Raw genomic sequence first — 18,261 nt, forward strand, 5'->3', positions numbered from 1 at the left:
CAACGCCGGCCGACAGGCCAACTGCGGTCGCCGCCCCGCCGGAGGCCAGGCATAATGCCGGCCATGAGCGATCCAGCCCCCCTCCCCGACGTCACCCTGTCGCCTATCGGCGTCATCGAGAGCGACTTCCCCGACAAGTTCGGCGTGCCTCGCCAGCCCGGCCTGGCCCCGTCGGCCCGCGCCACGCTCCGCCTGCTGTCCCCCTACGACGACCCCCTGGCGGTGCGCGGACTGGAGGAGTTCAGCCACCTGTGGCTCACCTTCCTCTTCCACCTCAGCCCTGAACGAACCGGGCCCGAGGGCTGGACGCCGCTGGTGCGCCCGCCGCGCCTGGGGGGTAACCGCAAGATCGGGGTCTTCGCCAGCCGCAGCACCCACCGCCCCAACCGCCTGGGGCTGTCGCTGGTCGAGCTGGTCGCGATCGACACCCGCCACGGTGTCAGGCTGCAGCTCGCCGGCGCCGACCTGGTGAGCGGCACCCCGGTCCTCGATATCAAGCCCTACCTGCCCTGGGCCGAGGCCAGGCCCGAGGCCCGCGCGGGCTTCGCCCCCGCGGCGCCCGCCAGGCTGGCGGTGCACTTCACCCACGCGGCCGAAGCGCTGCTGGCCAGTCGGGAGGACGGCGCCTCGCTGCGCACGCTGATCGAGGAAGTGCTGAGCCAGGACCCCCGGCCGGCCTATCGACACGGCGGCGAGGCGCGCCGCTACGGCGTGCGCCTGCGCGACCTGGACGTACGCTTCCGGGCCGTGGCGGCCAGCGACGGCGCGACCACCCTGGAGGTGCTGGACATCGTGCCGGCCTGAACGACGAAGGGCCCTATTGGATAGGGCCCTGCGTGACGCCGGTTCGATGCAGCGACGTCAGTCGAAGCCGATGCCGATGCGCCGCCCCACCTCCTCGTAGGCCTCGATCACGCCGCCGAGGCCCTGGCGGAAGCGGTCCTTGTCGAGCTTCTCGCGGGTCTTGGCGTCCCACAGCCGGCAGCCGTCCGGGGAGAACTCGTCGCCCAGCACGATACCGCCCTTGAACAGGCCGAACTCGAGCTTGTAGTCCACCAGCAGCAGGCCGCCATCGGCGAACAGCTTCTTGAGCACCGCGTTGACCTTGAAGGTCAGCGCCTTCATTTCGGCCAGCTGCTCCGGTGTCGCCCAGCCGAAGGTCTCGGCCAGCGACTCGTTGATCATGGGGTCATGCAGGGCGTCGTTCTTGAGGAACAGCTCGAAGGTGGGGGGCGTGAGCTCCTGACCCTCGGTGACGCCCAGGCGCTTGACCAGGCCGCCGGCGGCCAGGTTGCGCACCACGCACTCCACCGGGATCATCTCCAGCGCCTTGACCAGGCTCTCGGTATCGGAGAGGCGCTTCTCGAAGTGGGTGGGCACGCCCGCCTCGGCCAGCGTCTCCATGATGAAGGCGTTGAAGCGGTTGTTGACCATCCCCTTGCGGGCCAGCGACTCCATGCGCTCGCCATCGAAGGCGCTGGTGTCGTCGCGGAACTGGAGTATCACGCGATCCGGGTCATCGGTGGCAAAGACCGACTTGGCCTTGCCGGCGTAGAGTTCTTGACGCTTTTCCATGGAAGCCTCCGGAGGCTTGGTCAGGTGGAAGGTTGCAGGCTCAGGCGATGGCCTGCCACGCCAGGCCATCGTCCTGGCAGGCCACCATCAGCCGCGAATCGTCACCGTCGAGCAGTGGCACCAGGGCCTCCAGCGCCAGCTCGGGGCGGTTGTTGTGTTCCGACAGGTGCGAACAGGCGATGCGCTGCAGCCGGTCGAGGCCGAGCCGGGCCAGCAGCGTCGCCGCCTGGGCGTTGGCCAGGTGGCCCCAGTCGCCCCCCACCCGTCGCTTGAGCCGCGGCGGATAGGGGCCCTCGGCGAGCATGCGCACGTCATGGTTGCACTCCAGCACCAGGGCGTCGCAGCCGGCGAAGGCCTGGACCACATGCTCGGTGGGATGCCCGAGGTCGGTGAGCAGCCCCAGATGGCACCCGCCACCGCCCTGAAGACGGAACTGCACCGGCTCGCGAGCATCATGGGGCACGGTCACCGGGTCGATGCACAGGCCCTTCACGGCAAACCGTGCCTGGGGGGTGATCCAGTGGCGCTCGGGCAGCTCGCCGAGGCGCCCGGACGCCCAGGTGCCCGGGGTCAGCCACACCGGCACCCCGTAGCGCCGGGCCAGGGGCCCCACCCCGCGGATATGGTCACCGTGCTCATGGGTCACCAGCAGGGCGTCGAGCTGACGCGGGTGCAGGCCCAGCCGGGCCAGCCGGCGTTCGGCCTCGCGCAGCGTGAAGCCGCAATCCACCAGCAGGTGGGTCTCGCCGTCGCTGACCAGGGTGGCGTTGCCCTTGCTGCCGCTGCCCAGGGAGGCGAAACGCAGCCGCCCGCCGAGCGGGGCGGCGCTCTTGCAGGCTACCGTCATCAGCGCAGCAGGCTCGCCACCCGCTCCAGCAGCTCACGTCGATCATCGGCACTGAGGTCGCCCTCGCTGGCGCTCTCGGCGCGCAGCAGGGTCCGCTGCGCCCCTTCGCTCTCCAGCACCAGGCGAATCTCCCGCGGCGACGCCGACGACACCAACCCTTTCCAGAAGCCTTCGCGGCGCTCGGAAAGCGGCAGGTAGCGAATGCGATGGGAGTAGTCCGCCGGGGTGCTTTCCAGCAGCTCGCGGCTCCCCTCGACGGTGAAGTCCTGCTTGAGCTGGTACTCGAGCTCGGCCCAGGTACGCTCGATATCCAGCGGCACCTCGACCACCCACTCCTCGCCACGCTGGGCAAGGCTCAGGCGCTCATCGCCGGCCAGCCGCTGGGCCTGCAGGGAGGCGGTGCCGGACGCCGTGGCGCTGCGTGCGCCGAGGTACTGCGCCAGGGCATCCAGGCAGGCATCCACCGGGCGCCCGGACAGGTCGCAGCGCACCTCGCTGTCACCGGCACGCAGCCCCTGGCGCACGCTCAGGCGCCCCTGCTGGGTCTCGATCACCCCGCGGGCACTGTCGCTTTCGACCACGCCCAGACCGCGGCTGCGGGCGAAGCCCTCCAGCTGGGTCCAGACGCCGTCCGGGGCGGCGGCCACCACCAGCCAGGCGTCGTCGCCCACGCGGCGGCGTTCGACGAAGTCACGCTCGATACGCCCGGCGCCCAGCGGCTGCGGGGCAGGCGCCTCGAAGCCGTCGTCACTGGCGCGGAAGCTGCCGGCGGCGTCGGGCACCGGCATGGCGTCACGGTAGCGCTGCGAATCGCGACCCTCGGGCAGCACCAGGGGCGCCGCCTGGCGGGCATCGGCGTAGTCGATATTGCGGTCGTGGTAATAGCCGTCGTCACGGGCACAACCGGCCAGGGCGACGAGCGCCGCCAGCGGCAGCCATTTCAGCGCTGAGTTCATGGGTCTACCTTGCATCCAGTTCTCCAGGGTCCGGCGCGGTGCCGATCAGTCGTCGATCAGCCCGGCCAGCTGCAGGGCTTCGCTGATGGTGGAGTGGTACTTCTCCGAGAGCCAGGTAAGCGGCAGGCGGATGCCCGGCTCGATCAGCCCCATGCGCTGCAGCGCCCACTTGACGGGAATCGGGTTGGACTCGATGCCCAGATTGGTATGCAACGGCATCAGGCGGGTGTTGAGCTGGTGGGCATGCTCGGCATCGCCGCTCACCGCGGCGGCACACAGGTCGTGCATGGCCTGGGGCGCGACGTTGGCGGTCACCGAGATGTCGCCGTGGCCGCCCATCAGCATGAAGTCGCAGGCGGTGCCGTCATCGCCCGAATAGAGCATGAAGCCGCTGCCCTTGAGGCGACCGATCAGGTCCTCGGCGCGCTCCAGATTGCCGGTGGCATCCTTGAGGCCGACGATGTTGTCTACCTCGGCGAGGCGCAGCACCGTCTCGTTATAGAGGTCGGAGCAGGTGCGGCCGGGCACGTTGTAGAGGATCACCGGCAGCTCGCTGCCCTCGGCCACCGCCTTGAAGTGGCGATAGAGCCCCTCCTGGGTCGGCTTGTTGTAGTAGGGACAGACTGACAGGCAGTAGTCCGCCCCCACCTCGCTGGCGTAGCGGGCCAGCTCGACGGCCTCGGAGGTGGCGTTGGCGCCGGTGCCGGCGATCACCGGGATGCGCCCGTCGACCTCTTCCACCACGGCGCGTATCACGTCGAAGTGCTCGGCGAAGGACATGGTGGTGGGCTCGCCGGTGGTACCGGCGGCGACGATACCATCGGTGCCATGGTCGAGATGGAAGTTCACCAGGCGACGCAGCGCCTCCCAATCGATATCGCCATTGACCTTCATCGGCGTCGCCAGGGCGACGATGCTTCCCGTGACCATCCTCTCTATCCTCTCGGTTCGACTGCTGCCGGTTCGATTGCCGCGCGGCGCCCCGGCCGCACCGGAGCGAAAACTGGGCAGCACACTGCCCCAGGGAGCAAATGGTACTCAGGCGGCCCGAGCCTGTACAGCGGCACCATCACTTTCCGCGGAGCGCTTTGACAGCCGGGCGACGGTTGCGTGTAATCGATCCCTCGCCACTCTCACCCAGGTTCTCATCCAGGAGGCTTTCATGAGCGTCAGCATCGGCCAACCGGTTCCCGACTTCACCGCCCTCGCCACCGGTGACAAGAGTGTCACCCTCTCCGGCCTCAAGGGCCGCCAGGTGGTGGTCTACTTCTACCCCAAGGCCAGCACCCCCGGCTGCACCACCGAAGGCGGCGACTTCCGTGACCGCAAGGCGGCCTTCGACGCCGCCAACACCGTGATCCTCGGCGTCTCCCGGGATGGCATCCGTGCCCAGGAAAACTTCAAGGCCAAGCAGGCGTTCAACTTCGACCTCATCTCCGACAAGGACGAGACGGTGTGCGGGGTCTTCGACGTCATCAAGCTCAAGAAGATGTACGGCAAGGAGCATCTCGGCATCGAACGCAGCACCTTCCTGATCGACAGCGAAGGCAAGCTGGCCCGGGAGTGGCGCGGCGTCAAGGTCAAGGACCACGCTCAGGAGGTACTCGAGGCGGCCCAGGCCCTGAACGACGGCAGCCTCGCCAGCGCGTGACAGCCACCAGGGCCGCCCGCGGCGGCCCTCACTTCTCCGCCGCCACCTCACCACCATCAACCTGGCGGTGGCGCTTGATCCCCCGCGGCCAGGCGTAGACCAGCGCCTTGAGCAGGGTCGCCAGGGGAATCGCGAAGAAGATCCCCCAGAAGCCCCAGATCCCACCGAAGAACAGCACCGCCACGATGATCGATACCGGGTGCAGGTTGACCGCCTCGGAGAACAGCACCGGCACCAGCACATTGCCGTCCAGCGCCTGGATGACCCCATAGGCGACCAGCACATAGAGGAACTCGTCGGTCATCCCGAAGTGGAAGCCCGCCACCGCGGCCACCGGCAGCGTGGCCACCGCCGCCCCGATATAGGGCACCAGCACCGAGAACCCCACCATCACCGAGAGCAGGGCGGTATAGGGCAGCCCGAAGAAGGCGAAGGTGAGGAAGGCCACGGTGCCCACGATCATGATCTCGATGAACTTGCCGCGCACATAGTTGGCGATCTGGCTGTCCATCTCGTGCCAGATGCGGGTCATCAGGGTCCGCTTGCGGGGCAAAAGCGACAGGATGAAGTCCACCAGCCGCTCGCGATCCTTGAGCAGGAAGAACACCAGGATCGGCACCAGCACCAGATAGATGATCAATCCCAGGACGTTGCCCAGCGAGGCCAGCGACAGCGTCAGGGCGCGCTGCCCCAGCTGGGTCAGTTCACGCCCGGCGGTGGCGATCCAGTTCTGGATCTGGTCCGGGGTGATCAGCTGCGGGTAACGCGCCTGCAGGTCGTCGAGCAGCTGCTGGCCACTGGCGAACATCCGGGGTGTCTCCTGCACCAGGGTCACCAGCTGGTTCCAGATCAGCGGCATCAGGATGAAGGCCAGCGCCAGCAGCAGACCCATGAAGCCCAGAAACACCAGGATCACCGCCAGCAGATGCGGCACGTGTCGCCGCTCCAGCCAGCTCACCGCCCCCTGCAGCAGGAAGGCGATCACCAGCGCAGTGAGGAAGGGGGCCAGCATGCGCCCCAGGAAGATCACCACGGCGAAGCCCAGTACCAGCACCACCAGCAGGATCACCGCCTCCTCATCGGAGAGGTAGTGGTCGACCCAGCCCTTGAGCACCGCCCGCAGCGTCATGTGGTGGGCTCCCCGCCCTTGCGGATCCAGTAGTGGTAGACACTGTCGCGCTCCTCCCTGGCCGGCATCTCGTGGTCGCTCTGCTCGATGTAGCTGGCGAAGTCTCGCCAGGAGCCGGCATCGGTGGCCCTCACCTCGAGAAGCTGACCAACCTCGAGCCTGGAGAGCGCCTGCTTGGCCTTGAGCAGGGGGAGCGGGCACGGCAGTCCGCAGACGTCGAGCACTTGGTCGGGTTGCAGAGACATGGAGACTCCCGGAAGAATGCAGGATGACGCCGCCGGCGTGCCGGCAGCGGGAACCCTAGGGATTTAAAGGCACTTTGCGGGGCGAATCAATGTCAGAGACTGGGCCCGCCTCGCCCGAAGGAGAGCTTGTCCATGCTGTCGCGCCACCTCCCCCGCGTTATCGCCCTGCTGCTGGGCCTGTCCCTGGCCCTGCCTGCCACCGGCCAGTGGACCGAACCCGGCTGGGAGAGCGACGCCGGCCTGCCCAGCCTGTCGACCCCGGGCAGCCGGGCCGCCGATGGCGAGGAGTTCCGGCTGGGTCGCGCCTGGCTGCGTCAGTTCCGTGCCCGCGCACCGGAGTGGCAGGACCCCTTCGCCCAGGCCTATGTCGAGTCGCTGGTAGCGCGGCTGGCCCCGCACAGCGGGCTGGGCGGCAGCGAGCTGGTGGTGACCCTGGTCGACAGCCACCGCCTCAACGCCTTCGCGGTGCCAGGCGGCGTGATCGGCGTCAACGCCGGGCTGTTCGCCTTCGCCGAAAAGGAGGCGGAGCTGGTCTCGGTGCTGGCCCACGAGCTCGGCCACCTCGCCCAGCGCCACTACACCCGCGGTCGGGCCCGCGCCGAACAGACCCAGGTTCCCGCCATGGCCGCCATGCTGGCCGGCATGCTGATCGCCGCCGCCGGCGGGGGCGATGCCGGCATCGGCGTCGCCATGGGTTCCCAGGCCGCCTTCATCCAGGACCAGCTGGCCTACTCACGGCGCTACGAGCAGGAGGCCGACCGACTGGGCCTGCAGGTCATGGCCGAGGCCGGTTACGACCCCGAGGCCATGGCCTCGATGTTCCGCGCCATGCAGCGGCTGGCCAGCCTGCAGGGTGGCACGCCACCGGAGTTCCTGCTCACCCACCCTCTCACCGAGTCGCGCATCAGCGATACCGCCTCACGCGCCGCCCAGCTCGCGGGGCAGGATAGCCGTGAGGACCTGCAGTATCATCTGGTGCGCGCCCGGGCACTGCTGGCGATCCACCTGCGCGACCCCGGCCAGGCCGCCACGCGACTGGCCCAGGAGGAAACGCCCCGGGAGGCGAGGCGCTATCTCGACGCCCTGGTCAGCGCCGAACGCGGCGATACCGAGACAGCGCTGCGCCGGCTCGATGCCCTGGCCCGGGAGCTGCCCGACCTCACCCTGATTCCGGCCTCGGCGGCCGAGGTGGCCTTCGAGGCCGGGCACACCGATGACGCCATCGAACGCAGCCGGCGCCTGTTGCGCCTGGTCCCGGGGCATGTGCCGACCACCCTCATCCTCGCCGAGGCGCTGCTCCAGCGCGACGCCGACGAGGCATGGCGACTGCTGCGCGACCTGGCCGAGCGGCGCCCCGAGGATCATCGCGTGTTTGCACTGCTCACCGAGGCCGCGGGGCGCAGCGGCCGCGAGGCCCTGGGTCACCTGGCCCGCGCCGAACACCAGCAGCTCACCGGGCGCATCACCGATGCCATCCGCCAGCTGGGTGTGGCCCGCCGGGTGGCCGAGCGTGAAGGCGACAGCGCCACCACCGCGCGCATCGAAAAGCGCTACGAGGCGTTTCTCGGCTACCGGGAGACGCTGGAGGAGTTTCAGTAGCCGCAAGCCGCAAGCCGCAAGCCGCAAGCCGCAAGCCGCAAGCCGCAAGCCGCAAGCCGCAAGCCGCAAGCCGCAAGTGAGCATTCTGATTGTGGCCCACAGCAAACGAAACCCCGGAGGCCTCAGCCTTCGGGGTTTCTTGTCACTCGGCGCTTGGAGCTCGGCGCTTACTTCTTGAAATTCAGCATCCGCTCCAGGGGCTTGAGCGCCGCCTGGCGTAACTCGGCGTCGACATGGATCTCGCCGCGGCCGTGGCGCAGGGCATCGGCCAGGTTGTCCAGGCCATTCATCGCCATCCAGGGACAGTGGGCGCAGCTCTTGCAGGTGGCGCCATTGCCGGCGGTGGGGGCCTCGAACAGCGTCTTCTCCGGGACCGCCTGCTGCATCTTGAAGAAGATGCCACGGTCGGTGGCCACGATCAGCTTGTCGTTGGGCAGCTCCTTGGCCGCCTGAATCAGCTGGGAGGTGGAGCCCGCCACGTCGGCCAGCCCCACCACCGCGGCCGGCGACTCCGGATGCACCAGCACCGCGGCCTCGGGATAGAGCGCCTTGAGGTCCTCGACCCCCTGGGCCTTGAACTCCTCGTGAACGATGCAGGCACCGTCCCAGAGCAGCATGTCGGCGCCGGTCTGCTTCTGGATATAGCCACCCAGGTGCTTGTCCGGGGCCCACAGGATCTTCTCGCCGCGGGCCTGGAGATGCTCGATCACGTCCACGGCGATCGAGGAGGTCACCACCCAGTCGGCGCGCGCCTTCACCGCCGCCGAGGTGTTGGCGTAGACCACCACGGTGCGCTCGGGGTGCTGGTCGCAGAAGGCGGCGAACTCGTCCGCCGGGCAGCCCAGGTCCAGCGAGCAGGTCGCCTCCAGGGTCGGCATCAGCACGCGCTTCTCCGGCGAGAGGATCTTGGCGGTCTCGCCCATGAAGCGCACCCCGGCCACCACCAGGGTCTCGGCCGGATGGCGAGCGCCGAAGCGGGCCATCTCCAGGGAGTCGGCCACGCAGCCGCCGGTCTCCTCGGCGAGCTGCTGGATGGCATCGTCGGTGTAGTAGTGGGCCACCAGGACGGCATTGTGGACCTCGAGGAGCCGCTTGATCTCCTCGACGCGCGCCTCGTCCTCGGCGGGAATACGGGTGGGGCAGTAAGTGCGGGTCAGGTGCTCGCGCACCTGGGCACGGGAAGTCATGATCGTCATCGTGTCTACCACTGTGACAGGCAGGGGCTCCCCCTGCGTATTACGGGAGCACCACCCCCACGCACTCCGCGTGGTGTGATGCGCCAGCGAGCCTGGCCGCGTCTCTCGCCTGCCGGCTCTTGCTACCATTCTAGCCCACAACGCCCGGCAATTGGCCACTACCGGTCAAGAAATCACCACCCAGGCGCAACGGGCCGGCCCGCAACAGGCCCACAGCAAGACGCCCCGACCTCAAGGAGGCCGGGGCGTCTGAATTGGTGGGTCGTGTAGGATTCGAACCTACGACCAATTGGTTAAAAGCCAACTGCTCTACCAACTGAGCTAACGACCCGAGCTTGCGAGCAAGCCAGAGTCCGGAGTGGTGGGTCGTGTAGGATTCGAACCTACGACCAATTGGTTAAAAGCCAACTGCTCTACCAACTGAGCTAACGACCCTTCCGAACGGGGGCAGATATTACTGATTCACCCCCTGGCTGGCAAGGATTTTTTTGCCTTCTAACGCCTCGGGTGATCAGCGCCTCGCCTTGGGCTTGCGCATCGCCTGCACCGGCTTGCGCTTGTGCTTGTCGCGGCTCCAGCGATTCTTCTCGTCCGGCGTCAGCTCGGGCACCTTGCGCGTCGGTAGTTCCGCCAGCTCGGCCAGGTCGTCGACCTCCTCCTGGGAAAGCTCCACCCACTCGCCGGCCTTGGCCCGCTTGTCGAGGAAGATGTTGCCGTAGCGTACCCGCTTGAGGCGACTGACGGTGAGCCCCTGGGACTCCCAGAGCCTTCTCACCTCACGATTGCGTCCCTCCATGATCACCACGTGGAACCAGGTGTTGATGCCCTCGCCGCCGAACTCCTGGACGTCAGTGAAGCGCGCCGGTCCGTCGTCGAGCATCACGCCCTCGACCATGGCCACCACCTGCTCCTTGGCTACCTCACCCATCACCCGCACCGCGTATTCCCGCTCCACCTGGGTGGAGGGATGCATCAGGCGATTGGCCAGTTCCCCGTCGGTGGTGAACAGCAGCAGGCCGCTGGTATTGATGTCGAGGCGCCCGATGGCGATCCAACGCTCGCCTTTGAGGCGCGGCAGGCGGTCGAATACGGTGCGACGCCCCTCGGGGTCCTTGCGGGTGCACAGCTCGCCCTCGGGCTTGTTGTACATGATCACCCGCCGCGGCACCTCCTCGGCGGCGCGCAGGGTCACCGGACGGTTATCGAGGAGCACCCTGTCGCGGGTCTCGATCCGGTCGCCCAGGGTCGCCACCTGGCCATTGACCTGGACCCGGCCGGCGGCGATGGCGGTCTCCATCTCGCGGCGCGAACCGAGCCCGGCGCGGGCCAGGACCTTCTGCAGTTTTTCGCTGGTATTGCTCATGAATCGTCGTTCTCACTGGGTGTGGATTCCGTCCCCGGGGCAGCGTCATCGTCGACGCGGCCCCGGGCACGTTCGGACAGGCGAGCCTCGAGATCGGCGAAGCTCAGCCCTGTCCGCTCGGACGCCGTCCCGGCGTGGTCTGTGTCGGCCTTCCCGGCCATCGTAGCAGGCGCACCGGCCTCGGCCGGCGCCTCCGTTAGTGTAGCCGCCCCGGACGCCTCGTCGGCACCCGCCTTCTCGTCACCCTCCTCCGGGGCCGCATCCGCCTGGGCGAGAATCTCGGCCTGACCCGGGGGTGGCCCCTCCTCCTCGAGCGCCTTCATCGCCTCCGGCTCCTCGAACTCCTTCAGCTCATGCATGGGCGGCAGCTCGTCGAGAGTCTTGAGGCCGAAGTCATCGAGGAAGCTCCTGGTGGTGGCATAGACCGCCGGTCGTCCCGGCACGTCGCGATGGCCCACCACGCGGACCCAGCCGCGCTCGAGCAGGGTGCGCATGATCGAGCCGCTCACCGTGACCCCGCGCACCTCCTCGATATCCCCGCGGGTGACCGGCTGGCGATAGGCGATCAGCGCCAGGGTCTCCAGCAGCGCCCGGGAGTAGCGCTGGGGGCGCTCGTCCCACAGCCGCGACACCCAGGGCGACAGCCGCGGGCGGATGCGCAGCTGATAGCCCGAGGCGGTCTCGATCAGTTCCATGGCCCCCCGCTCATGGCGGCTCCCCAGGCGTTCCAGTGCCTCGCGCAGGGCCCGCCGGGGCGGCCGCTCGTGGTCGTCGAACAGCGCCGCGAGGCGCTCCAGGTCCAGCGGCTCGCCGGCGGCCAGCAGCGCCGCCTCGAGGATCTCGTCCAGGGCATCGGGGAACTCCATGGCGGTCATGACGCCCCCTCTCCCTCGTCGTCCTCGAAGGCGCCCTCCCCTTCGCCCTCCAGGTCATCCAGCTCAGCGCCCTCGGCCGTGGCAGCCCGGGCACGCACATGGAGTGGCGACAGGGGCGCGTTCTGCACGATCTCGATCATCGCCTCCTTGGCCAGCTCGAGGATCGCCATGAAGGTGACCACCACCCCGGCGCGCCCCTCCTCCAGGGAGAACAGGGCCTCGAAGGGCGTGAAGCGCCCACCCTCGAGCCGCTCCATGATCGCCAGCATGCGCTCGCGGGTCGAGAGCACCTCGCGACTGATCTGATGGGTCTGATTGAGCTCGGCGCGGCGCAGGATACCGGCCAGCGCCCCCAGCAGCTGATCCAGGCCCACATCGGGGTGGATCACCCGGCTCTCCAGCGGCGGCAGCGCCGCCCGGGCCGGGAACCAGTCGCGCCCCAGGCGCGGCAGCTCGGCCAGCGACTCGGCGGCACTCTTGAGCCGCTCATACTCCTGCAGCCGGCGGATCAGCTCGGCCCGCGGGTCCTCCTCCTCATCATCGCCCCCCTCCTTCGGCGGGCGCGGCAGCAGGGTGCGCGACTTGATCTCGGCCAGCATCGCCGCCATCAGCAGGTACTCCCCGGCCAGCTCGATCTCCATGGCCTTCATCAGCTCCACATACTCGATGTACTGGCGGGTGATGGCGGCCACGTCGATGGCCAGGATATCCAGGTTCTGGCGACGGATCAGGTAGAGCAGCAGGTCGAGCGGCCCCTCGAAGGCCTCGAGGAACACACGCAGCGCTTCCGGCGGGATATACAGATCCTCGGGAAGCTCGGTGATCGGCTCATCGAACAGCCTGCCGAGCACCCCGGCATGACCGGCGTCGGCGGCAGTCTGTTCGAGGCTGGCGGTATCGGGGGTAGCGCTCACGCGGCGTGCCTCTCCGGGGACGCAGGATCAACGGCGCAGTCTAGCAAGAGCGTGCCAATGGAGACAGCGTGATCGAGCCACCGGGACCGCCCGCAGCGCTCCCGTCGCCGGCCGCCCTGAAAAATAAATCACGAAAGCGTTTGACTCGAGCCGCCAGGAATGAGACCTTAGCGCCAGTTGGTTGGCAAGCAGCATGGTTTCAGCAGCATTCGAATTCTTTCGACCGCCTGTATGATCATTCTTGTTTTACCCGCTATACATCTGGGTGACACCAGGAACTTTGCAAGGCGCTAAGCGCGAAAGGATTTAACATGACGACTGGTACCGTGAAGTGGTTCAACGATTCTAAAGGCTTCGGCTTCATTTCTCCGTCCGACGGCGGTGATGACGTCTTCGCCCATTTCTCCGAAATTCAGGCTGACGGCTTCAAGTCCCTGCAAGAAGGTCAAAGCGTCTCCTTCGACGTGACCCAGGGCAAGAAGGGCCTTCAGGCCTCGAACATCAAGCCGCTCTGATCCTCGATCAGAAACGCTGACGAACCCAAGGGTTCGTGCAACAGGGCCCGCTTCGGCGGGCCCTGTTTCGTTGTGCGCCTGCTGCATGGCCACCCGCGCGACTGAAGTGGTCCCTCAACGAACTCAAGAGGCATGCCGGGCGCAATGACAACGCATCGCCTTCGCTGTCCATGTAGGGCACACCGGTAGGCCAGTCGCCGCTCATGACGCGTCACCCTGACTGGCGGCCTGTGGCTCGGCGTCGGAGTCGATGCGCTCGCCCTCGCTGCGGCCGATGACGGCGGTGCCGACGAGATCGCCGGTGACGTTGAGCGCCGTGCAGCCCATGCCGACCAGGGCGTCGATAGCGGTGAGCAGCGCCACGGCCTCGATCGGCAGGCCCACCTGGGCGAACACCGTGGCGATCATCACGATGCCGGCACCCGGCACCCCGGCGGTCCCCACCGAGATCAGCGTGCCCACTACCACGATCTGCAGCATGCTCACCAAGTCCAGCGGCGCACCCATCACATTGGCGGCGAACACCGCCGAGATGGCGATGCGGATCGCCGCCCCGTCCATGTTCAGCGTCGCGCCCAGCGGCAGGCTGAAACCGTAGAGGCTGCGCGGCAGGCCCAGGCGACTGGCGGCGTCCAGCGTCAGCGGCAGCGTGCCGGAGCTGCTCTGGGTGGCGAAGGCGGTGGCCATGGGCGTGCGCGCCTCGCGGAAGAAGGCCCGTGCCGGTACGCCGAAGCCCTTGAGCAGGCCGAGGTAGATCAGCAGTTGCGCGCCCAGCGCCACGTATAGCACCACGACCATGTCGCCGAGCGACAGCAGGGTCTGGATACCCTGCTGGGCAACGGTGCCGGCGACGATGGCGAAGACCCCGACAGGCACATAGTGCAGGATGCCGCCCATCACTTTGAGCGTTACGGCATTGAGCGCCTCGATCAAGCCGTACAGGCGCTCGCCCAGCTCGCCGTGGCTCTCGGATTGGCGCAGCCGGGCCACGCCCAGGCCGAACACCAGCGCGGTGAAGATGATGCCGAGCAGGTCCTGGTCGGCGAAGGCGCCCACGATGTTGTCGGGCACGATGCCGAGCACCACCGAGAGGATGCCGGGATTGTCGGGCACCGAGACAGAGCCGGCACCATCGAGCGTCATGCCCTCCCCCGGCGACAGCAGGGAGGCGACGCCGAGACCCACGACGATCGCCAGCGCCGAGGTCACCAGGTAGTAGAGAAACACCTTGCGACCGATCCGCCCGAGGCTACCGGCACGGCTCTGGTTGACTCCCGACATGAGGGTGAACAGCACGATGGGCAGGATGATGAACTTCAGCAACCGCATGAGCAGCTCGCCCAGCGGGGCCAGCACCTCGGCGACGGTCGGCCCGCCGGCCAGGCCGACCACCACGCCCAGCACCAGGGCGAGGGTCACCCGCAGGATCAGCGTGGCATCGCGATAACCGCGCCACAGGGATATCAAGGGTGTTGGCATTCCGCTCTCCTCACAAAACAACGAACGCCGCGGACCATAGGCCCGCGGCGCCCATTGTGCAACGACCAGGTTCAGGGCGAGAGCACATCCATGCAGGCCTCGTCGTGTCACCATGCCACGGGCCGGCCACTTCCCGGCCCCTTCCAGACCGTCACCACCGAACCAATCAGACAGTTTCTGGGCACCGTGAGCGACCAGGATCAGCCCGGCAGGAACCCTTAGAATCCATGCGGCATAGCGCCGCCTACCGCGGGGCTAGATCACGCCTTCCGCCCAGCCGAAGACGGCCCCGATCACCGCGCCGAATATGAGATGGGCAACCAACATGGACAGCGGAGCCACCAGCCCGAAGCCCAGGCCGAACAGGCCGGAACCCGCCAGGGGAAAGACCGTGACCATCACCACCAACCAGCTGGCCACGCCAAACTCCAGGCCCCGCCGTGTGGGGGTGCGGCCCGGAAGATAAGGGACCAGCAGCGCGAACAGCAGCCCCCAGATCAGCGTGCCCACAGCGAAGTGAATGCCCCAGGCAAGCAGATGGCTGTCCGGCGCACCGAGCAGGTCCTGAGCGGCCAGGTTCATGACCTCGATGGGGTCGTACCAGGGGATGATTCCCGCCGCCAGGCGCAGAACCAGAATCAACGAGATGACCAAGGTGGCCGTGAACCCAGCCATCAACCCTCGTAACAGGCGAGCATTCATGGCGTCCTCCCGGCTTATCACTGTGACTCTCAGTGTAGGCGCTCAACCACGGACCAACCCGCGGGCGGGCACATCAACCAGGCAAACAGGCGCTATCGCGTCGGAGGTGGCAATCATTCCAGCGTCGGATAGCCCTCGACGAACACCCAGTCGGTCTGCTGCGCCGGTGTATGGCAGCCCTTGCAGGTGCCTTCAAAGCTCTCGGACGCATTCACGTCCGGCTCGTCGGCCGTGAAGAGCGCCCAGCCCCAGCCCTCTCCCCAGTGGGGGCCGTCGAAGCGCTCTTGTCCGTCCTTGACCATCACGAACCAGAGCTTCGGCTCACCGGCCCACAGCGCCGGCCCGGTGGTCTTCTCGCCGGCCTCGATGCCGCGGATCTCCTTGACGAGAACGGTGCCATCGGCGAACTCGCCGCTGTCCCGGTAAGCCTGGGCGGCCTCGGGCTGGGTGTAGACATCGTGAAAACCGGCCCCCGGGGCGTCGGCGTCATTGACCGCCCAGCTCCCCAGGTGTACCCAGCTGCGCCGGACATCCGCCGGTCGCGAGATGTTGCCCTCGCTATCCACATGGTCCTGGAAGGTCGTCGTCGCCAGGTCGGCGGCGAACACCGGGGCCATGGTCAATGTCAGCAGTGCCGCCAGGCCGACTGCGTTGGTCGTCGTCATGACCGCGCTCCTCTTTCTGGGTGGGGTACTGATGTAAGTTCGATCACCTCAGCTTGATAGTATAGGAGGCGCTCTAGACAATTGGGCTCCATGAGTCTCCAGGGAAACGCCAGGAGTCTCATCATGGACCGACTCGCCGCGCTGACGGAGGGGACATAAGCGCACGCCCCGGGCAGGCCGGGGCCGGCCGATTCGTAAGAAGGCCGGCACCCCAGGCCCAAGCCCAAGCCCAGGCCAGCAGCGTTTCACGCAATGCCCGCTAGGCGCCGGCCTCGCCCGCAGGCCAGGCGAATATGCCGCGGCGCCGGTGTAGCTCAGGAACGACGCCGTCCTGATCCTTCACGCCAGGCCGCAGCAGGCCTTGAACTTGCGCCCGCTGCCGCAGGGACAGGGCGCGTTGCGGCCGGGCTTGAGCCGGTGCAGGGCGGTTTCACCATCGACATAGAACCACTGCCCTGCCTCACGCACGAAGCGCGACGACTCCTCGAGCACCGCCCAGCGACGCCCCTCGCGGAAGGTGGCACGAAAATGCACCCTCCCCCGCTCACCCTCCTCCCCACTTTCGAGTATCTCGAGACGCTTCCAGACGGTCACAGGGTCCGAGTCGAGACCTTGCGGCCGGGTGCTCGGGTGCCAGGTCGCCATCAGGTAGTCGGTCAACCGCAGCGCGAAGGCGCTGTAGCGCGAGCACATCAGCGCCTCGGGGGTCGGCGCCGGCTCGCCGGCATGATAGCGCCCGCAGCAGTCGGCGAGCGGCCGGCCGCTGCCACAGGGACAGAAGGTGGAGCTCAGCATGCCTTGCCCACCTCCATGGCGGACTCGGGCGAGACGCCCTGGGCCAGGGCCGCCTCTCGCTCCACGGCCAGGGCACGCCGGAAGGCCGGGCGCCGCTGCAAACGCTCCCAGTAGGCGGCCACCGCGGGCCTGAAGCGCTCGCTCAGGCCGATGTGGCCGGCCAGCAGTAGCGCATAGCTCACCGAGACATCGGCGGCGGTGAAGCGCCCGGCACACAGGAAGGGCTCCCGTTCCAGGCGCGGCTCCAGGGTGCGCAGACGCGACAGGCACCAGCGGGCGTAGTCCTCCACCACCTGGGGCTGGCGCCGCTCCGGCGGCTCGAAGTGGCCGTAACGCAGCACCAGGGTCTGGGGGAAGGTCAGGGTCGCCTCGCCGAAGTGCAGGAAGTTGAGATAGTCGCCATAGGCCGGCTCGTCCGGCGCCACCTCCAGCCCCGCCTCGGGAAGCCGGGAGGCGAGGTACTGGCAGATGGCCGCGGACTCGGTCATGGCCACCTCACCGTCGAACAGCGCCGGCACCGTACCCAGCGGATTAATCTCGAGGAAGGCCTCGTCGTGCACCCGCGGCGGGAAGGGGTGCATCACCAGCTCATAGGGCAGTCCCAGTTCCTCCAGCAGCCACAAGGGACGGAAGGAACGCGCGCTGATGCAGTGGTGGAGACGGATCATGGCGGTATCTCGGCAACGGTCTTCCGGTCATGGTGCCCCGCACGCGCCGGTCGCGAAAGCCCTGTATGGCTTCAGCGGCCAGCGTCGGCACTCACTCGAGCCTTGTATTGCCCTCGGCATCGGTGGGAAAGCCCGGGTTGTGGGCCACCTCCCAGAGATGGCCATCGGGGTCGGCGAAATAGGGACCCTTACCCCACGGGATGGGAAACCCATTGCGTCAGCCGTACGTCCAGGGTCACGGTCAGCGACTCCAGCGCCGCCGCCCGCTCCCGGCCCTCGGCCTTGGCGCGATGAAGGTGAGGCGTCATGGCCAGCAGGTCGGCGATCGGCTCGGCGCCATCGAGGTCGATGGTGTCGCGCAGCACCTCCCGGGAGAGGGGCGTAAAGCCTGGCGGCAGCGTCTCGTCATCGGCCCGCGGCGGCTTGAGGGAGGGATAAATGATCTCGCGCAGCTCACGCAGATGATCGGGGCCGGCATCGACCCTCAGCAGCACGCCGCCCGGCTTCAGCACGCGGGCGAATTCGGGGTAAACGGGGAAGCCGAACAGACACAGCACGACGTCCAGGCTGCTGTCCTGTACCGGCAGGTGGGCATTGGTGCCCACCACCCAGGTGGCGGCCTCGTGACGCTTGGCGGCGGCGAGTACCGCCCACTTGGAGATATCCACGCCCAACAGGGTCAACGCCCGCTCGTCGTCGGCCCTAGCTTGCCAGTAGCGGGTCAGCTCACGCAGGTAGTAGCCCTCCCCACAGCCGGCGTCGAGGCAACGCAGGGTGGCACCGGCGGGCGCCTGCGCCAACACGATCCGGGAGACGGCCTCGGTGATCGGCCGGTAGTGGCCGGCCTCGAGAAAGCGGCGCCGCGCCGCCACCATGTCCTTGCTGTCGCCCGGATCACGGGAGCGCTTGTGCTGCACCGGCAGCAGGTTGACGTAGCCCTGGCGGGCAATATCGAAGCCGTGGCCGGCCGCGCAGCGCCAGGCACCGTCGCCCTGCCGCAACGGTTCGCCGTCCAGCGGACAGGCCAATGCCTCGAAGGGGGTGTTGCTCATCTCTCGCCTCGTCGTCCGCGTTGAGTGAGCGCCCC

The 18,261-nt window shown here is 67.9% G+C and carries 20 protein-coding genes and 2 tRNA genes; 4 read left to right on the forward strand and 18 right to left on the reverse strand.

The features are described 5' to 3' along the window. Positions 1-63 precede the first annotated feature (63 nt). Complete coding sequence (gene tsaA / locus RAN53_RS14900) at positions 64-804, forward strand: tRNA (N6-threonylcarbamoyladenosine(37)-N6)-methyltransferase TrmO (protein WP_305797587.1); 741 nt, start codon at positions 64-66, stop codon at positions 802-804. A gap of 57 nt (positions 805-861) precedes the next feature. Here the strand turns inward: tsaA and purC are convergent, their stop codons facing one another. The 4 genes from purC to dapA are packed head-to-tail and all read right to left on the reverse strand — an operon-like array spanning position 862 to position 4,308. Continuing rightward, positions 862-1,575 (reverse strand): phosphoribosylaminoimidazolesuccinocarboxamide synthase, encoded by a 714-nt coding sequence (gene purC / locus RAN53_RS14905; RefSeq protein WP_305797588.1) that lies wholly within the window; start codon positions 1,573-1,575, stop codon positions 862-864. A 40-nt stretch (positions 1,576-1,615) separates the two neighbouring features. Continuing rightward, positions 1,616-2,422: an MBL fold metallo-hydrolase gene (locus RAN53_RS14910; RefSeq protein WP_305797589.1), complete on the reverse strand. Its 807-nt coding sequence runs from the start codon at positions 2,420-2,422 to the stop codon at positions 1,616-1,618. After that, entirely contained in the window at positions 2,422-3,393 is a 972-nt protein-coding gene (locus tag RAN53_RS14915; protein ID WP_305797590.1) for a lipoprotein, NlpB, read from the reverse strand. The genes RAN53_RS14910 and RAN53_RS14915 overlap by 1 nt, the downstream gene beginning before the upstream one ends. 30 nt (positions 3,394-3,423) lie before the next feature. Further along, positions 3,424-4,308: a 4-hydroxy-tetrahydrodipicolinate synthase gene (gene dapA, locus RAN53_RS14920; RefSeq protein ID WP_305797591.1), complete on the reverse strand. Its 885-nt coding sequence runs from the start codon at positions 4,306-4,308 to the stop codon at positions 3,424-3,426. Between the two features lie 232 nt (positions 4,309-4,540). Between dapA and RAN53_RS14925 the strand changes: the two genes are divergently transcribed. Then, a complete protein-coding gene (locus RAN53_RS14925; RefSeq protein WP_305797592.1) occupies positions 4,541-5,029 on the forward strand; it encodes a peroxiredoxin in 489 nt (162 codons plus the stop codon). Between the two features lie 28 nt (positions 5,030-5,057). Here the strand turns inward: RAN53_RS14925 and RAN53_RS14930 are convergent, their stop codons facing one another. Together RAN53_RS14930 and RAN53_RS14935 are read right to left on the reverse strand one after the other, a co-directional pair. Continuing rightward, on the reverse strand, positions 5,058-6,158 hold the full coding sequence (locus RAN53_RS14930) for an AI-2E family transporter (protein WP_305797593.1): 1,101 nt from the start codon (positions 6,156-6,158) through the stop codon (positions 5,058-5,060). Continuing rightward, the gene (locus RAN53_RS14935; protein ID WP_305797594.1) at positions 6,155-6,403 is read right to left on the reverse strand and encodes a sulfurtransferase TusA family protein; all 249 of its coding nucleotides are present in this window, start codon (positions 6,401-6,403) and stop codon (positions 6,155-6,157) included. Before RAN53_RS14935 ends, RAN53_RS14930 begins: the two co-directional genes overlap by 4 nt. A gap of 132 nt (positions 6,404-6,535) precedes the next feature. Here RAN53_RS14935 and RAN53_RS14940 point away from each other — a divergent pair, with 132 nt between their 5' ends. After that, positions 6,536-8,002 (forward strand): M48 family metalloprotease, encoded by a 1,467-nt coding sequence (locus RAN53_RS14940; RefSeq protein WP_305797595.1) that lies wholly within the window; start codon positions 6,536-6,538, stop codon positions 8,000-8,002. Between the two features lie 167 nt (positions 8,003-8,169). Here RAN53_RS14940 and nadA read toward each other — a convergent pair whose 3' ends face one another. The 6 genes from nadA to RAN53_RS14970 form a co-directional block, all read right to left on the reverse strand. Then, on the reverse strand, positions 8,170-9,198 hold the full coding sequence (nadA, locus tag RAN53_RS14945) for a quinolinate synthase NadA (protein WP_305797596.1): 1,029 nt from the start codon (positions 9,196-9,198) through the stop codon (positions 8,170-8,172). A gap of 255 nt (positions 9,199-9,453) precedes the next feature. Next, positions 9,454-9,529, reverse strand: a tRNA-Lys gene (locus tag RAN53_RS14950). A 28-nt stretch (positions 9,530-9,557) separates the two neighbouring features. Continuing rightward, positions 9,558-9,633 (reverse strand) — tRNA-Lys (locus RAN53_RS14955). Between the two features lie 76 nt (positions 9,634-9,709). Continuing rightward, positions 9,710-10,561: a 23S rRNA pseudouridine(2605) synthase RluB gene (gene rluB / locus RAN53_RS14960; RefSeq protein WP_305797597.1), complete on the reverse strand. Its 852-nt coding sequence runs from the start codon at positions 10,559-10,561 to the stop codon at positions 9,710-9,712. Then, on the reverse strand, positions 10,558-11,436 hold the full coding sequence (gene scpB, locus RAN53_RS14965; protein ID WP_305797598.1) for an SMC-Scp complex subunit ScpB: 879 nt from the start codon (positions 11,434-11,436) through the stop codon (positions 10,558-10,560). The genes rluB and scpB overlap by 4 nt, the downstream gene beginning before the upstream one ends. Further along, on the reverse strand, positions 11,433-12,350 hold the full coding sequence (locus RAN53_RS14970) for a segregation and condensation protein A (RefSeq protein ID WP_414842989.1): 918 nt from the start codon (positions 12,348-12,350) through the stop codon (positions 11,433-11,435). The genes scpB and RAN53_RS14970 overlap by 4 nt, the downstream gene beginning before the upstream one ends. A 311-nt stretch (positions 12,351-12,661) precedes the next feature. Here RAN53_RS14970 and RAN53_RS14975 point away from each other — a divergent pair, with 311 nt between their 5' ends. After that, positions 12,662-12,865, forward strand: coding sequence for a cold-shock protein (locus RAN53_RS14975; protein WP_161431197.1), 204 nt, complete (start codon positions 12,662-12,664; stop codon positions 12,863-12,865). Positions 12,866-13,066: 201 nt separating this feature from the next. Here the strand turns inward: RAN53_RS14975 and RAN53_RS14980 are convergent, their stop codons facing one another. The 6 genes from RAN53_RS14980 to RAN53_RS15005 all read right to left on the reverse strand — a co-directional run bounded on the left by RAN53_RS14980 (position 13,067) and on the right by RAN53_RS15005 (position 18,226). Continuing rightward, positions 13,067-14,344 carry a dicarboxylate/amino acid:cation symporter gene (locus tag RAN53_RS14980; protein WP_305797599.1) on the reverse strand — a complete coding sequence of 426 codons (1,278 nt, stop codon included), beginning with the start codon at positions 14,342-14,344 and terminating at the stop codon, positions 13,067-13,069. A gap of 255 nt (positions 14,345-14,599) precedes the next feature. Beyond that, positions 14,600-15,046, reverse strand: a complete 447-nt coding sequence (locus RAN53_RS14985) for a DUF6789 family protein (RefSeq protein WP_305797600.1) — start codon at positions 15,044-15,046, stop codon at positions 14,600-14,602. A 113-nt stretch (positions 15,047-15,159) separates the two neighbouring features. Continuing rightward, positions 15,160-15,711 (reverse strand): cytochrome P460 family protein, encoded by a 552-nt coding sequence (locus RAN53_RS14990; protein WP_305797601.1) that lies wholly within the window; start codon positions 15,709-15,711, stop codon positions 15,160-15,162. A gap of 339 nt (positions 15,712-16,050) precedes the next feature. Then, on the reverse strand, positions 16,051-16,506 hold the full coding sequence (locus RAN53_RS14995) for a YchJ family protein (RefSeq protein WP_305797602.1): 456 nt from the start codon (positions 16,504-16,506) through the stop codon (positions 16,051-16,053). Beyond that, a complete protein-coding gene (locus RAN53_RS15000) occupies positions 16,500-17,174 on the reverse strand; it encodes a glutathione S-transferase family protein (protein WP_305797603.1) in 675 nt (224 codons plus the stop codon). The genes RAN53_RS14995 and RAN53_RS15000 overlap by 7 nt, the downstream gene beginning before the upstream one ends. Before the next feature lie 188 nt (positions 17,175-17,362). Next, positions 17,363-18,226, reverse strand: coding sequence for a putative RNA methyltransferase (locus RAN53_RS15005; protein ID WP_305797604.1), 864 nt, complete (start codon positions 18,224-18,226; stop codon positions 17,363-17,365). Positions 18,227-18,261 lie beyond the last annotated feature (35 nt).

The organism is Halomonas sp. SSL-5, assembly GCF_030708455.1.
In the GTDB taxonomy this organism is placed as follows: Bacteria; Pseudomonadota; Gammaproteobacteria; order Pseudomonadales; family Halomonadaceae; genus Halomonas.

Excerpts from the sequence above, each read along its gene's own strand:
- tsaA (WP_305797587.1), top strand. The coding sequence starts at position 64 with ATGAGCGATCCAGCCCCCCTCCCCGACGTCACCCTGTCGCCTATCGGC.
- purC (WP_305797588.1), bottom strand. The coding sequence starts at position 1,575 with ATGGAAAAGCGTCAAGAACTCTACGCCGGCAAGGCCAAGTCGGTCTTT.
- RAN53_RS14910 (WP_305797589.1), bottom strand. The coding sequence starts at position 2,422 with ATGACGGTAGCCTGCAAGAGCGCCGCCCCGCTCGGCGGGCGGCTGCGT.
- RAN53_RS14915 (WP_305797590.1), bottom strand. The coding sequence starts at position 3,393 with ATGCAAGGTAGACCCATGAACTCAGCGCTGAAATGGCTGCCGCTGGCG.
- dapA (WP_305797591.1), bottom strand. The coding sequence starts at position 4,308 with ATGGTCACGGGAAGCATCGTCGCCCTGGCGACGCCGATGAAGGTCAAT.
- RAN53_RS14925 (WP_305797592.1), top strand. The coding sequence starts at position 4,541 with ATGAGCGTCAGCATCGGCCAACCGGTTCCCGACTTCACCGCCCTCGCC.
- RAN53_RS14930 (WP_305797593.1), bottom strand. The coding sequence starts at position 6,158 with ATGACGCTGCGGGCGGTGCTCAAGGGCTGGGTCGACCACTACCTCTCC.
- RAN53_RS14935 (WP_305797594.1), bottom strand. The coding sequence starts at position 6,403 with ATGTCTCTGCAACCCGACCAAGTGCTCGACGTCTGCGGACTGCCGTGC.
- RAN53_RS14940 (WP_305797595.1), top strand. The coding sequence starts at position 6,536 with ATGCTGTCGCGCCACCTCCCCCGCGTTATCGCCCTGCTGCTGGGCCTG.
- nadA (WP_305797596.1), bottom strand. The coding sequence starts at position 9,198 with ATGACGATCATGACTTCCCGTGCCCAGGTGCGCGAGCACCTGACCCGC.
- rluB (WP_305797597.1), bottom strand. The coding sequence starts at position 10,561 with ATGAGCAATACCAGCGAAAAACTGCAGAAGGTCCTGGCCCGCGCCGGG.
- scpB (WP_305797598.1), bottom strand. The coding sequence starts at position 11,436 with ATGACCGCCATGGAGTTCCCCGATGCCCTGGACGAGATCCTCGAGGCG.
- RAN53_RS14975 (WP_161431197.1), top strand. The coding sequence starts at position 12,662 with ATGACGACTGGTACCGTGAAGTGGTTCAACGATTCTAAAGGCTTCGGC.
- RAN53_RS14980 (WP_305797599.1), bottom strand. The coding sequence starts at position 14,344 with ATGCCAACACCCTTGATATCCCTGTGGCGCGGTTATCGCGATGCCACG.
- RAN53_RS14985 (WP_305797600.1), bottom strand. The coding sequence starts at position 15,046 with ATGAATGCTCGCCTGTTACGAGGGTTGATGGCTGGGTTCACGGCCACC.
- RAN53_RS14990 (WP_305797601.1), bottom strand. The coding sequence starts at position 15,711 with ATGACGACGACCAACGCAGTCGGCCTGGCGGCACTGCTGACATTGACC.
- RAN53_RS14995 (WP_305797602.1), bottom strand. The coding sequence starts at position 16,506 with ATGCTGAGCTCCACCTTCTGTCCCTGTGGCAGCGGCCGGCCGCTCGCC.
- RAN53_RS15000 (WP_305797603.1), bottom strand. The coding sequence starts at position 17,174 with ATGATCCGTCTCCACCACTGCATCAGCGCGCGTTCCTTCCGTCCCTTG.
- RAN53_RS15005 (WP_305797604.1), bottom strand. The coding sequence starts at position 18,226 with ATGAGCAACACCCCCTTCGAGGCATTGGCCTGTCCGCTGGACGGCGAA.